Genomic DNA, 14,186 nt, shown 5'->3' on the forward strand with positions numbered 1-14,186 from the left:
GGTTGACGCGACGTCGGACGGGTTGACCAGGCCATCGACCGTGGTGAACACTGCCGAACGGTACCTCAATAATCTATGTTATAACCTCAGGGCTTCATGTTATTCATGAGGTGAACAGGACCGAGGAATGTCACAGGACAAGAGCCAGCGGAGCCCCATGGAGCGCCGCCGGGAGATCTCCGATCATGTGCTCACCGAGGGCTCGGCATCGGCGTCGGACCTGGCGGAGCGGTTCGGCGTGAGCGTGATGACGATCTACCGCGATATCGACGAGCTCGAAAACGAGGGCGTCCTGCGGAAATTCCGCGGGGGTGTCACCGCGCAGCCCTCCGGGGTGTTCGAGAGCAATGTCGCCTACCGCAAGAAGTCCATGCGTCCGGAGAAGGAGGCGCTCGCGGCCAAGGCCGCGACGCTGATCGACCCCGGTATGTCGGTGATGATCGACGACTCGACCACCGTGCTGGAACTGGCCAGGCTCCTCCCCCGTATCGAACCGCTGACCGTCGTCACCAACTTCCGGGAAGCGCTGAATCTGCTCGCCGGTGAACGCGGACTCCATCTGATGGCCCTGGGCGGCGACTACGACCCTCTGCACGACTCGTTCCTCGGGGTGCCCTGTGTGGAGGCCGTCGAGGCGCTGCGGGTCGACATGTGTTTCGTATCCACCTCGTCCGTCTACGGCGACTTCGCCTTTCACCAGGAACAGCGCATCGTCGCCGTCAAGCGCGCGATGCTCAAGGCCGCGGGCCGCAATGTGCTGATGATCGACCACTCCAAGCTCGGCCGCACCGCGCTGCACCGGCTGACCCCGCTCTCGACCTTCGACCTGATATTGATCGACGACCGCACCCCGCCCGACGTACTGCGCTCCCTCGATGAGAGCGGTGTCCGCTACGAGGTCGCCGAGACCTGAGCCCAGGCCCCGGGCCCAGTCCCCCCAGCCCAGTCCTGCCCTGACCGTCAAGGAGACCTCAACGATGAGAATCCTCGCCGCCGGCGACCACTTCGTCGCCCCCGATCTGTTCACCCGGGAGCTGACGGCCGAGATCGGCACGGACCACACCATCGACCAACTGCGTCTCCCCTGGCCGCTGACGCCCTTCGGGCCGGTCTCCGAGGTCGACGAGGCGTCCGGCGACGAGGACACCCTCCTCACCGCGCTGCGCGGGGCGCGGGTGTGTGTCACGCAGATGGCTCCGGTGACCCGCAAGGTGCTCGACGGCTCGCCCGATCTGCGGCTGGTGGTCGTCGGCAGGGGCGGCCCGGTCAACGTCAACCTCGATGCGGCGAAGGAGCGCGGCGTCCAGGTGTGCAACACCCCCGGACGCAACGCGGCGGCCACCGCCGAGTACACCGTCGGGTTGCTGCTGGCCACGATGCGCCGTATCCCGGAGACCTCGGCGGCGCTCGCGGCGGGCCGCTGGGCGGGCGAGTTCTACACGTACGACAACTGCGGTCCCGGTCTGGACGGGGCGACCGTCGGGCTGATCGGCTGCGGCGCGGTCGGCAGCCGGGTGGCCCGCGCGCTCACCGCCCTCGGTGCGCGGGTCTGTCTCTACGATCCGTACGCCGACCCGGACACGCTGCGCGAGTCGGGCACCCCCGTCGCCGACCTGGACGAACTGCTGCGCCGCTCCGATGTCGTCTCACTTCACGCGCGGCTCACGCCCGAGACGCGCGGGCTGCTCGGCGCCCGCGAACTCGCCCTGCTGCCCGAGGGCGCGGTCGTGGTCAACTGCGCGCGTGGCGCGCTCCTGGACGAGGACGCGCTCTGTGACGCCCTGGAGTCGGGCCGGCTCGCGGCGGCGGGGCTCGATGTGTTCGCCGTGGAGCCGCCGCCCGCGGACTCCCGGCTGCGTACGGCTCCCCGCCTGGTCATGACACCCCATCTGGCCGGGGCGAACATCTCGGTCGCGCACAACGCGGCGCGTATCGCCGCCGCGGAGGTAGGGCGGTTCCTGCGCGGGGAACCGCTCGCCCATCGCGTTATCTGACATCGCTGTATCTGACGTCACATGAACGCGACATGACCTGACGTGACGTGGCATGACGTCACGGGAACGCTCGTCACGTACGCCGCATCGACCGGAGGAGACAGGGTGTTCGTCGGACTGGACATGGGAACCTCGATCGTCAAAGCCGCGGCCTTCGCCGAGGACGGCACGGCACTTCGGGTGGAATCGAAGCCGATCTCGCTCGGCGGCCAGGGGGACGGTGTCGAGCAGGACGTCGAAGAGGTGGTCCTCGCCGCCACCGACGTCCTCGGCTCGGTGACCGGCGGACGCGCGCCCGCCCTGGTCGCGATCACCGGTCAGGGCGACGGCCTGTGGCTGGTCGACGCCGAGGGGCACGCCGTACGCCCCGCGCTGTCGTGGATGGACGGCAGGGCCGGTGATCTCGTCGCCGGATGGATGGACGACGGCACCGCGGAACAGATGTACCGGCGTACGGGAAACGTGCTCTTCCCCGGCTCCCCCGGGCCGCTGCTGGCGTGGCTCGACCGTAACGAGCCGGCTTCCCTGGACGCCGCCACGACCGCCGCGTGCTGCAAGGACGTCGTACAGCTGCGTCTCACCGGCGAGCGCGCCACCGATCTCTCCGACGCGTCCGTTCCTTTCCTCGATCCGCGCACCCGCACCTACTCCCCCGAGGCGCTCGCGGCCCTCGGGGTGGAGCATCGCGCGGGGCTGCTGCCGCCCATCGCGTCGACCCTGCCGTACGGGGAGGCCCATGGCCGCACCCCCGGCCTGTCGCGCGGCACCCCCGTCACCTCCGGTCCCTACGACCTTCCCGCGAGCGCGATCGGCGCGGGTGTGACCGAGCCCGGCGACGGGCTCCTGATCGTCGGTACCACCCTGGCGTGCCAAGTCGTGGTCGAGCGGGTCGCGTTCGAAGACGACCCCGTGGGGTTCCATCTCGCGCTGGCCCGGCCCGACCGCCATATGCGGGCGCTGCCCGCGATGACCGGTACGGTCGCGCTCGACTGGGTGCTCGATCTCACCGGCACCACCCACGACCAGGTCTCCGGCATTCTGGACGCGACCCCGCGCGGCGCCCGGGGAGTCGCCGCGCTGCCCTATCTGTCGCCGTCCGGCGAACGCGCGCCGTTCGTCGACCCCACCGCGCGCGCGGAGTTCACCGGTCTCGATCTGCGGGCCTCGCGCGAGGATCTGGTACGGGGCATGTGCGAGGCGATCGCGTTCGCGGCGCGGCACTGTCTGGAGGCCGCGGGGCTCACCGGCCGGCTGGCCGTGTGCGGTGGCGGTGCGCGCAGCATCGCCTGGCTGCAACTGTTCGCGGATGTCCTCGGCCGCCCGCTGCGGGTGGCACGGGGGCCGGAACCGGGCGCGCGCGGCGCCGTGCTGGCCGCCGTCGACGCCCGGCGGGCGGAGCTGGGACAGAGCCTGGACGTGGCGGCGTGGACCGCGCCCGACGCGGTGGTGGACCCGGATCCGGCAGGCGTGGCGTTCTACGAACAGGCCTACGCCGACTATCTGTTCCGGGTCGGGAGCGCGCGTACCCGCTGGCGGGGGCCGACCGCCGGCCACTGAGCGGCGCGGCCCGCGCGGACGTCCGCAGGGTGGGGCGCACGTTCACGGGGTGGGTCCGGGCGGGCCGATGGTCAGCCGCACGGGGCCCATCAGGCCGGTGACGCGCTGCCCGGGGAAGACGAAGTGGGTCGGGCTCGTGGCGTCCAGGTACGGCGCGAGCGTACCGAACACGGTGATCTCGACCGTACGATCCCCGGGCCCGGCCAGTCCCGTCACATCGAAGACGTACGGGGAGCACACCCGCACCCCGGCCGCGACGCCGTCGACCCGTACCTCCGCCGTGCCGCGCACCCGCCCCAGGTCGAGGGAGACCGGTCCGGTCCCGACGTCGGCGGGCAGGGTCATCACGCGGCTGTAGCGCACACCACCGCTGTACTCGGCGAGACCGCGTGACTCCCAGTCCCCGGTGCGGATCCGCCCGGGGCCGACCGCGCAGCGTACGGGGCCCGCCAGCGCGGCGCCGCCCTGGTGGCCGGGGCGGGTCTCCACGCGGAGGTCGGCGGTCCGTGTGCCGGAGGGGCCGTCGGCCGGCAGCTCGACGGTCACGGTATGTGCGCCGGCCATACCGCCGCTGCCCGGTCCGCTGCCGTCGGCGGATGTCACGGCGTGTTCGCGACCGTCGATGAACACGGCCGTCGCGCCATGGGTGTCGACCGTCAACCGGCGTGTCCCCGGAGGGAGTTCGCACCGGAACCACTCCACCCCCGGCCGTGCTCCCGGGACCGCGAAGCCGACTGGTACGACCGTGCCGTCGTCGGCGTCCGGGTCCAGCCAGGCGGCGCCGGGGAGCGGATGCGGCCGACGGCGCAGATACAGCGCGGCCGGGTCCCCCACCTGCTCCCGGCGCACCACGACCGGCACCGGCTCACCGGCGCGCTCGGCCCGCCATGTGCCGTCGCTGTGCACGGTCGTCACGCACCGGCCATGAATGTTGTAGAGGGCCGCGTCCACCAGGACGGCGGGGTCCTCGCCGTCATCCGTCTCCACCACCAGCTCGTTGGCGCCCATCCGCAGGGCCGACGCGATGTCGTGCCGTCGTACGCGCGGCACGGTGTGTTCGGCGTACGGGTCGAATCCGCCCTGTATGCCGACCACATGATCGTTGACCCGCAGGACACAGCGCCCCCGCGCCGCGATCTGGACGATCGCCCGGCCGGGAAGGTCCGCCACGGTCAGGGTCGTCGCCATGGAGGCACGGCCACCGGGCGCGAGGATCCACTCGGGGCGGCGGTAACGCTCCGGATCGCGTACGAGCGCCACGTGCGCGCGCAGATCGACGTCCTGATCGGGCGTCAGGTCCAGTTCGAGGAGATGGCTGCCGGGCGCGAGCCGTACCGGCCCCAGGGCGAGATGGCCGCCGTCGTCCAGCGCGACGAGGACGCCGTCGAGCCGTACCGTCTTCGCCGCCGCGGCCCCGATCGCCAGATGTCCGTCGAAGGCGTCGTCCAGGAGCAGTTCGGTCCGGACGCGGGCCACCGTCCCGGCGGCGGCCGGGCCGATCCGTACGAACTCCTCGGGCACATGGCCCTTGGGTCCGAGGACATCACGGTGGATCGGGTCCTTGTGGATGCCCCGGGTGTCGGACCATTCGAGCAGGGATCCGCCGGAGCCACCGTCGCCGTCACCGTCACCGTCACCGTCGGCGTCACCGTCACCGTCGGCGTCGGCGTCGGCGTCGAGCAGGAGCGCGTGCGGCCCGAAGGTGGCATGCGCCCGCGGCCGGGCGGGATCGCCCGCGCGGCCCCGCCGGAACGTACGGCACTCCACGACGGCACGGCCCTCGTGATCACCGGCGCCAACAGGACCGTCGGGACCGCCGCCGGGACCGCCGGACGGGCCGGTCGCGGGCCGCGCGAAGTCGCCCCAGGTGTTGTCCAGGGTCGGGACCAGCGTCATGTCCCATTCGGCGTCGGGCGGGACCTCCACCGCCGTACGGGCCGCGGCCCCCCAGACCGGACCGTCCGCGCACCCCGTGCGCTCCGCCGTCGTCCGCGCCGGAAAGACCAGTACCACCGCGGGCCCCCGGTCGAACGGCACCTCGGCCTCCACGGCCCGGTCATCGTCCTCGGCGGCCCGGACCGGTACGGTACGTGGCTCACCGCCGAAGGGATCGAGCAGTACGGCCGGCCCCTCCACATCCCGGACCCGCACCTGTGCGCGGCGCACATAGCGCTCGGGGTCGAAGTCGTAACGGGCGTCGATCCAGCCCTGTGCGGCACCCCGTTCGTCGGGAGCGGCGACCGCCGCACGTGTCGCGCGCGGCGCGTCGAACGAGGCCGCGGTCAGGAACACCACCGTCGCGTCGTCCACCCTGCGCGCGAGCGCGGGAACCGACGCCCGTACGACCGGTTCCGTCCCGGCCCACGCCAGATCCTGTCCCCGGTCCCGTCCCAGCGCCTCGCCCAGATCGTCCGCCGTGGGGACGAGGACCGCGCGGCCGTCGGCGAAGCACGCGCGCAGCTCGTCCCGTACCTTGTCCGGGACCGCGGCCCCGTCCCGGCCGATGACATGCTCGGGCAGCGCGCCGATCGCGATCAACTCGCCGCCCGCCGAGGCGAATTCGATGAGCCGGAGCGCGGTGTCCTCTTCGAGCGCCGTGCACGCGGGCAGCACGACCGTCGCGTAGCTCTCACCCGCCACGCACAGCCGTGTCCCTTCTCCCGCATCCCTGACCAGGGCGCGGGCGAGGGAGTCGTCGTCGATCACATCGGCGTCCAGGCCGAGCCGGTCGGTCACCCCGGGCCGGGTCCTGAACCAGGTCATGTCCCCGACGAGCTCCAGATAGACCGCCTGGGCCCGGCGCGCGTCGGCGGAGACACCGTCGAGTGCGGCGCCGGTCTGGGCGGTGGTGGTGGGCAGCAGGATCGCGGTGTCGCACAGATGGCTGCCGAGGCTGAGGATCGCGCACAGCCGGGTGACGGCATCGGCGAAGACGCGATGGTGCGTCCAGTACGGCTGGCGCCAGTCGGTGCCCGGTGGTGCCCACTCCCACCAGCCGCCCTTGGTCGTGTAGTAGACGGCATGCGGGTTGTAGAGGGTCGCGCCGGCGCGCAGCCACGGCAGGAGCCAGTCGTAGGTCTCCTCCAGCGTGCCGCCCCAGCCGGTGGAGTGGAATGCCTCGATCCAGGTACGGGGTCTGCCGTACAGATGGGCGAGGGAGGAGTGGATCCGGGCGTCCCCGTGGTGGTCGGAGCCGGGCGCGGAGAACCAGCGGTGGGTACGGGCGTAGTCGGCGTACAGCTCGACACCGGCGACCGGGTGTCCGGCGCGGGCGGGGTCCTGCTGGTCGCAGCCGATGATCAGCCCGTGTCGCTCGTGCCAGGCGGCGAGGGGGCGGAAGAAGGCCGCTTCGGCGAGTTCGGCGCGCGTCAGATGGTAGTCGTGGCGGATCCGGTGGACGTCGGGGCGGTGCGCGCCGTCCTCGTACAGGGCGTCCAGATGCGGTACGAGGTCGTAGCCGCGCGACCGCCGGAAGGCGGCGGCGAACTCCGTCGACCAGGTGGGCAGGGAGGGCAGTTCGTCCTGGAACGACCCGACGACGACGGTCCCGAGGCGGTCGCCGAGCCGGCGCTCGAACTCGCCGTGCACCCCCGCCAGCAGCGCCGCGCACGCGTCCGCGCCGAGGTAGTCGAACCCGAGAGGGGTGTGGTGATGGAGCGTCAGCCGCCAGCCTCCGGGGCCGGGCGCCCGTACCGTCGCGGCCCGTCCGTCCACGACGAGCGGAAGCGGGATCGCGGGACCGGTGGGAGATCCGTCGCCGTCGACCGGTTCCGCGTGGCCCGCCAGCGGCCGCCCGTGGTCGGGGCAGCGCAGTTCACCGGGGCCGTCGACCACCGCGCGTACGCGGTCGAGCCGGCGGCCCGCGTACCCGGGCCGCTCGTCGACCAGCCGTGCCTGGAGGTCGGCTCCGGAGAATCCGAGCTGGTCGTAGAACCAGAGGCCGATGCCCAGGTCGCGCGCGTCGTCACAGACCCCTTCGAGCAGCGCCCACCAGGCGTCGGAGAGGAACGGTGGGTCGTCGGCGTCGGAGCCGAACAGCGGTCCTGACGGCGCGAGGTTGAGCAGGACCAGGTTGAACACCCCGCCCTCCGCGAAGCGTTCGAGCTGGTGGCGCAGGCGGGCGCGGTCGAGCCGTTCCCCGCTCCACCACCAGATGGCGGTGGGCGAGAAGGCGCGCGGCGGTTCGGTCAGGACCTCCGCGATGCTCGTGGGGAGGGAGGGTCCTACGTACGTCATGAAGTGTTCCTCAGCCTCTGGCCTTCGAGAGATCGACCGGACAGGACCTAGCCTTTGAGTCCGCCCTCGAAGCCCTTGATCACATAACGCTGGAGCAGCAGGAAGACCACGAGGATCGGCAGGGCGGCCAGCGCCAGGCCCGCGAAGACGAGGCCGTAGTCGGAGACGTACTGGCCCACGAACGAGAACACGCCCACGGGGACGGTCTCCTTGCCGGATCCGCCGAGGTACAGCAGCGGGGTGAAGAAGTCGTTCCAGATGAAGACCGCGTTCAGGATGATCACGGTGCCGGTGATCGGCCGCAGCAGGGGGAAGACGATACGGGTGAACGCCTGGCGGTGGTCGCAGCCGTCGATGAGCGCGGCCTGCGCGTAGTCCTGGGGCAGGGCGCGGATGAACCCCGTATAGAGGAAGACGGTGAACGGCAGCTGAATGCCTGTGTAGAAGAGGACCATGCCGTGGTACGTGCCGAGCCAGCCGAGGTCGTCGACGAGTTTGTACAGCGGGATCATGCCGAGCTGGAAGGGCAGCACGATGCCCAGCAGGAAGAGGATGTACAGCCCGTAGCCGAGTCCGCGGGCGCGGCGCGCGAGGTAGTAGGCGCCGGTGGAGCCGAGGACGATCAGGAGCAGCAGGCTGCTGACGGTGATGATCGTGCTGTTGAGCAGGGCGGGTCCGAGGGAGGCGGAGGACCACGCGTTGCCGAAGTTGGCGAAGGTGGGCGGAGCGGGCGGTGACAGCGGCGATTCCGCGATCTGCGCCGGGTCCTTCATCGCGAGCGTGATCAGCGCGTACACCGGGAACAGGAACACCACCGCGACGGCGGCCATGACCAGTTCCAGGCCGTAACTGCCGTACCGGGGGCGGCGCTTCCTGGGTACGCTGCGGGCAGTCGTGGCGGTGGTGCTCACGCGGTGACCTCCCGGGCGCGCAGATAACGGAGTTGGACGAGGGAGACGGCGGCGACGAACAGCGCGAGGACGAGCGCGACGGCGGTGCTGTAGCCGAACTTCCCGAAGACGAAGGCCTCTTTGTACAGCACGGTCGAGAGCGTCTCGCTCGATGTGCCGGGGCCGCCGTTGGTGGCCGCGTAGACCTGGTCGAAGAGTTTGAGTCCGCCGATGGTCGACAGCATGAGGTTGATGGTCAGCGCCGGGGCCAGCAGCGGCCAGGTGACATAGCGGAAGCGCTGCCAGGTGCCCGCGCCGTCGATGCGGGCGGCCTCGTGGAGTTCGGCGGGTACGCCCTGGAGACCGGCGAGGAAGATGACCATCGAGTATCCGGCGTACTGCCAGACGACCATGGCGGCGACGGACCAGAGGGCGAGCGAGGGGTTGCCGAGCCAGTCCTGACGCAGCCCGCCGAGGCCGACGGCGCCGAGGATGCCGTTGAGCCCGGCGCCGTTGTCCGGGTTGTAGACGTACTTCCACAGGAAGGCGACCATGACGGGGCTGACGACGGCGGGCGCGAAGAAGGTCACCCGTAGCAGCGACCGGGACCTGATGTTGGCGTTCACGCCGAGCGCGAGCAGCAGGCCGATGCCGTTCTGGACGATGACCACCGCGAGGGTGAGCAGCAGGGTGTTGCTGACGGATTCCAGAGCGCGGTCGTCGTCGAGCAGGGTACGGAAGTTGTCCAGGCCGACGAAGGCGAAGTCGCCGACGCCGGACCAGTCGGTGAAGGCGTACACCACCCCGGCGAGGCTCGGGTAGAGGACGACGACGGCGTACACGAGGAGCGCGGGGACGACGAAGGCCCAGGGCGGGACGGTGGCGTCACGATGGCGCCGGATCCGTCCCGTCGGAGCCGCCTCACCGGTCTTCGCGGCCGACGCACCGGCTGCCGCGTCGGGTTCCTCGTGGCCCGACGTGGCCGTATCCGGAAGGGGTTTCACGATTTCTTCCCGTACGCCCGGTCCATCTGCCCCAGCGCGCCGGCGACGTCCGTCTTCCCCGCGAGCAGTTCCTGTACGGCGGCGAAGTGGGCGGGCTGGACCTCGGCGTTGGGCCAGCTCTGGTCCATGAAGGGGACGGCGCGGTTGGCGTCGATGATGGGCAGGAAGTCGGCCAGGGCGGGGTCTATCTCGGTGGTGGCGTCGCGGGTGAAGGGGATCGCCGAGACGGCCGCCGCCCAGCGGTTGATGTTCTCCTGCTGTCCGAGGAATTCGACGAACGCCTTGGCCTCGGCCGGGTTCTTGGCGTGGGCGGCGACGCCGAGGCCGACGACGATGCCCGCCGGGATCCACAGCTCGGCGGCGTTGTCCCCGCCGGGGAAGGGGAACATGCCCAGGTCGTCGGGGGTGGGGGTGGCCTGCCGGAAGTTGGCGAGCACCGCCGAGACCTGGACGGCCATGGCCGCCTTCCCGCTCGCGACCAGCGAGGTCTGCTGTTCGTAGGTGGTGCCGTTGGGGTTGTCGTTGAAGAAGCCCTTGCGCTGGAGCTCCTGGTACTTGCCCATCGCGTCGGCCCATCCCGAGCCGGCGAATGTGGCGCGGCCCGCCGCCATGTCGGCGTTGAAGCCGGGGGTCTTGGCGTAGACGGCGTTGGGGACCAGCGCGTAGCTGATCAGCTGGGTGACCCACGCGGTCTGGGCGCCGAGCGCGATCGGCACTATCCCCTTGGCCTTGAGCCTGGCGCAGACATCGAGCAGTTCGCTCCAGGTCCTGGGCGGCTCGACGCCCGCCGTGGCGAAGGCCTTCTTGTTGTAGATGGCGCCGATGACGCTGCTGCCCGCGGAGTAGAGATAGGTCTTGCCGTCGTGGCGGTAGGCGGGGTCGAAGTTCTTGGGGATGCTTTGGGTCCACTTCTGCCCGCCGAGGTCGGTGAGCAGTCCGGCCTTGGCCAGTTCGACCATGGACATCGCGCTGCCGCTGCCGGGGTACAGCACATGCACATCGGGGGCGTTGCCGCCGGCGAGCTGGGTGCGGACGACCGTCTGCACCTGGTCGGTGGGGGCGAAGGAGGTGGAGAAGGCGGGGTCGGGGTGGCTCTTCCGGTAGAGCGCGAGCAGTTCCTCTATGGGCTTTTGCTGGTCGGCGACGCCGACGATACGCACGTTGCCCGAGTCACCGGAACTGGAGCACGCGGTGAGCAGCGGGGGAAGCGCGGCCAGGGCGGCGACCCCGCCGCCGGCGCGGAGGAACCCCCGGCGGCTGACCGTGCCCGGGACAGGCTCTGGCAGGCTGCGGGAACCCGTGGTCATGGTGTGTCCTCCTCGTGGGATCCGGCGAGCGACGCCGCCGGGCTTGGAGCACGTCGGGGCGTGGCGCTCGCGACGGGCGCCGTGGGGTACCCGCTCGTGGGACGCGAGGGGTACGACGCGGTGAAGCGGTAGACGCCCGAGCCGACGCGGTAGACCGAGCGGCCGGTGGCGGGGTCGGTATCGGTGGCGGAGGTGGTGGCGGCAGAGGTGGCCGCGGCGGTGGCGGTGGCGGTGGCGGTGGCGGTGGCGGTGGCGGGGATCGTCGCGAGGAGCGTGAGGTGTTCGCCGTCCACCGGGACCGCGCCCGATTCACGGACCGAGCCGGGGTCGTCGGTGGGTACGTGCACCTCGGCGCTCGCGCCGGGCGGCACCTGGACGCGCAGGCCGAGGGTGTGGTCGTGGCGTTCCCAGCGCACCGTGACGGTGCCCCGGGCCGATTCGTAGCCGGCGCTCGCGTGGCTGAGTTCGCCGGGCCGTGGCCGGATCAGCAGCCGCCGGTATCCGGTGGAGTCCGGGCTCTGGTCGAGTCCGGCGACGCCCCGGTAGAGCCATTCGCCGATCGACCCGAGCGCGTAGTGGTTGAAGGAGTTCATCGAGGGGGCGCGGAAGCCCGTACCGGGTGTCCAGCCGTCCCAGCGTTCCCAGATGGTGGTGGCGCCGTGGCGCAGCGGGAACAGCCAGGAGGGCACTTCGGTACGGCGCAGCAGGGCATGTGCCAGGTCGGCGCGGCCGTACGCGTCCAGGACGGGCGCGGCGAGCGCGACGCCGAGGAAGCCGGTCTGGAGCGCGGGCCCGGCCGTCTCGATGAGTTCGGCGAGCCGCTGGGCGGCGGGGCCGGTCGCGTCCTCGGGCAGCAGGCCGAAGGCGAGGGCGACGAGATAACCGGTCTGGGTGTCGCCCGCGATCCGCACGGTGGGCTCGCCTTCCGTGTTCTTGTCGGTCGTCACGAACCGTTCGGTGAAGGCGGTACGGATGTCCGCGGCCAGCCGGTGGTGGTCGCGCGCCATATCCGGGAGCCCCAGCACCTCGGCGGCGCTCGCGGTGAGGCGGGTGCTGTGCGCGAAGTAGGCGGTGGCGATGACCTCGCGCGGGGTCGGGACACCGGGGGCGAGCCAGTCGGAGAAGTGCGGGCCGACATGCCGGCGCCAGATCAGGTCCGGGTTGTGACGGTGGATCAGTTCGATCCAGGCGCGCATGGCGGGCAGCGCGCGGGCGAGGAAGCGCGGGTCGTCGTAGGTGCGGTACAGATGCCAGGGGATGATCACGCCCGCGTCGCCCCAGCCGGGAGCGCCCTCGTCCGCGACACCGGTGAGGCGCGGCGCGACATTGGTGAAGCCGCCCTCGGGGGTGCGGGCGTCCTCGATGTCGCGCAGCCACTTGGTGAAGAACGCGGCGACATCGGCGTTGAGCGCGGCGGTCGGCAGGAAGACCTGCGCGTCGGCGAGCCAGCCGAGCCGTTCGTCGCGCTGCGGGCAGTCCGTGGGCACACTGACGAAGTTGGAGCGCTGTCCCCAGACCACACAGTCGTGGAGCCGGCGGATTTCGGGGTCGGAGCAGTCGAACGCGCCGGACCATGGTGTGTCGCTGTGCAGGGCCACGGCGACGACATCGGAGTCGTACAGCCGCGGGACTCCGCTGATCTCCACGAAACGGAAGCCGTGGTAGGTGAAGCGCGGCTCGAAGACGAGGTGTTCACGGCCGTCACCGATCAGTACGTCGGTGGCGGCGGCGGTGCGCAGGTTCGCGGTGTAGAGGCGGCCCGACTCGTCCAGCGCCTCGGCGTGGCGTACGACCACCCGCGCGCCGGGGGCGAGTCCGGCGACGCGGAGCCGTACCCGGCCGGCCAGGTTCTGGCCGAAGTCGACGATATGGGTGTCGGTTCCACCTCCTCGCTCACCTTCGTCCGGCTGGTGGGGGGCGCGGGTGATGGAGCGGGGGCGCAGGGCGGTCGTGGCCCGTACCGGTTCGTCGACGGACGCCACGAGCAGGCGATGGTCGGTGTCCGTGATCAGCGCAGGTGACCACTCCGTGTCGTCGAAGCCGGGCAGATCCCAGCCGTCGGCGCCGTGCCGCAGATCGTGGCACTCCCCCATGAGCAGGTCGGCGTGGCGGATCGCTCCGGTGTGGGTATGCCATGTGTCGTCGGTGACGATCGTGGTGGTACGGCCGTCGGCGTGGTCGATATGAAGCTCCGCCAGAAACTGCGGGAACGCGCCGTAGTGGGCGCCGGCCCTGCGGGGCTCGAAGCCGACGAACCCGCTCCACCAGCCGTCGGCGACGGTCGCGGCGAGGACGTTCTCGCCGTCGCGGACCAGTTCCGTCACGTCGTACGTCTGGTACTGGACGCGGCGGGTGTAGTCGGTCCAGCCGGGCGCGAGTTCCGCGTCGCCGACCCGGGTGCCGTTGAGGCGGACCTCGTACAGGCCGCGGGCGCTGACGTAGAGCCGGGCGCGGAGGGCGGCTGTGCCGGTGAAGGCGCGCCGGAGCGTGGGGCAGGGGGCGAGACCGTGGTCGTCCAGGGCGCGTTCGCCCTCGGTCGGCGCGTCCATGACCGGGATCGGGCGGGGATCGTGGCTGATCCACGAGGCGCGCCACTCGTCCGCGCCGCGGAACGCGGTCTCGAACCAGGACGTCGCCTCGACGGGAGCGGCCGGACCGGCAGGTGAACCGGCTTCGCCCGCGGGGCCGGTGGGGCCCGGCCGCTCGACCGGCCAGACGGCGACCCGCCAGTGGTAGCGCGTACGGGACTTCAGCGCGGGTCCGGCATAGACGGCTCCGATCGCGTCGGGGTCCTCGATCCGGCCGGTTTCCCAGAGGGGTTGACCACCCTCGTCCAAGTCCTCGGCCCGGTCGGCGACCCGTACGCGGTACGCGAGGGGCGCGTCGCCCCGGTGCGCGGACGCGAGCCGCCAGGAGAGCAGGGGCGCGGCCTCATCGATGCCCAGCGGGGTGGCACGGTGGTCGCATCGCAGGGCGTAGGGCCGCAGGGACACGAGCACGTCCTTCCTTCGCGCCAGGAGCGGCGCGTCGACGTCGACTGTTCGTCAGTTCGTCTGCTCGTCGTCACGTGCACGGCGTGAAGACGACCATCTTCGAATGTGAAATCTAACGTGAATTCTGTGGCGTGGAGACTATGAGCCCCTCGCGAGAGGTGTCAAGAGTGTTACCGGGGTGCGCATTGGCCGCCTCAAGCCGCAA

At 71.4% G+C, this 14,186-nt stretch carries 8 protein-coding genes; 3 read left to right on the forward strand and 5 right to left on the reverse strand.

All coding sequences use genetic code 11. The features are described from left to right. Positions 1-127 precede the first annotated feature (127 nt). From ACIRQP_RS21480 to ACIRQP_RS21490, 3 genes are all read left to right on the forward strand, one after another. On the forward strand, positions 128-913 hold the full coding sequence (locus tag ACIRQP_RS21480; protein ID WP_403892441.1) for a DeoR/GlpR family DNA-binding transcription regulator: 786 nt from the start codon (positions 128-130) through the stop codon (positions 911-913). A gap of 64 nt (positions 914-977) precedes the next feature. Further along, the gene (locus ACIRQP_RS21485) at positions 978-1,994 is read left to right on the forward strand and encodes a 2-hydroxyacid dehydrogenase (RefSeq protein WP_403892444.1); all 1,017 of its coding nucleotides are present in this window, start codon (positions 978-980) and stop codon (positions 1,992-1,994) included. A gap of 105 nt (positions 1,995-2,099) precedes the next feature. Beyond that, positions 2,100-3,551 carry an FGGY family carbohydrate kinase gene (locus tag ACIRQP_RS21490; RefSeq protein WP_403892447.1) on the forward strand — a complete coding sequence of 484 codons (1,452 nt, stop codon included), beginning with the start codon at positions 2,100-2,102 and terminating at the stop codon, positions 3,549-3,551. Between the two features lie 42 nt (positions 3,552-3,593). Here the strand turns inward: ACIRQP_RS21490 and ACIRQP_RS21495 are convergent, their stop codons facing one another. The 5 genes from ACIRQP_RS21495 to ACIRQP_RS21515 are packed head-to-tail and all read right to left on the reverse strand — an operon-like array spanning position 3,594 to position 13,981. Continuing rightward, the gene (locus ACIRQP_RS21495; protein WP_403892450.1) at positions 3,594-7,787 is read right to left on the reverse strand and encodes a hypothetical protein; all 4,194 of its coding nucleotides are present in this window, start codon (positions 7,785-7,787) and stop codon (positions 3,594-3,596) included. A gap of 47 nt (positions 7,788-7,834) precedes the next feature. Continuing rightward, positions 7,835-8,698, reverse strand: a complete 864-nt coding sequence (locus ACIRQP_RS21500) for a carbohydrate ABC transporter permease (protein WP_403892453.1) — start codon at positions 8,696-8,698, stop codon at positions 7,835-7,837. Further along, the gene (locus tag ACIRQP_RS21505; protein WP_403892457.1) at positions 8,695-9,681 is read right to left on the reverse strand and encodes a carbohydrate ABC transporter permease; all 987 of its coding nucleotides are present in this window, start codon (positions 9,679-9,681) and stop codon (positions 8,695-8,697) included. The genes ACIRQP_RS21500 and ACIRQP_RS21505 overlap by 4 nt, the downstream gene beginning before the upstream one ends. Next, positions 9,678-10,988: an extracellular solute-binding protein gene (locus ACIRQP_RS21510; RefSeq protein ID WP_403892460.1), complete on the reverse strand. Its 1,311-nt coding sequence runs from the start codon at positions 10,986-10,988 to the stop codon at positions 9,678-9,680. Before ACIRQP_RS21510 ends, ACIRQP_RS21505 begins: the two co-directional genes overlap by 4 nt. Continuing rightward, a complete protein-coding gene (locus ACIRQP_RS21515; protein WP_403892463.1) occupies positions 10,985-13,981 on the reverse strand; it encodes a family 78 glycoside hydrolase catalytic domain in 2,997 nt (998 codons plus the stop codon). The genes ACIRQP_RS21510 and ACIRQP_RS21515 overlap by 4 nt, the downstream gene beginning before the upstream one ends. Positions 13,982-14,186 lie beyond the last annotated feature (205 nt).

This window comes from Streptomyces sp. NPDC102274, from assembly GCF_044766385.1.
GTDB lineage: Bacteria > Actinomycetota > Actinomycetes > Streptomycetales > Streptomycetaceae > Streptomyces.

Coding starts and splice junctions, on each gene's coding strand:
- ACIRQP_RS21480 (WP_403892441.1), top strand. CDS start 128: ATGTCACAGGACAAGAGCCAGCGGAGCCCCATGGAGCGCCGCCGGGAG.
- ACIRQP_RS21485 (WP_403892444.1), top strand. CDS start 978: ATGAGAATCCTCGCCGCCGGCGACCACTTCGTCGCCCCCGATCTGTTC.
- ACIRQP_RS21495 (WP_403892450.1), bottom strand. CDS start 7,787: ATGACGTACGTAGGACCCTCCCTCCCCACGAGCATCGCGGAGGTCCTG.
- ACIRQP_RS21510 (WP_403892460.1), bottom strand. CDS start 10,988: ATGACCACGGGTTCCCGCAGCCTGCCAGAGCCTGTCCCGGGCACGGTC.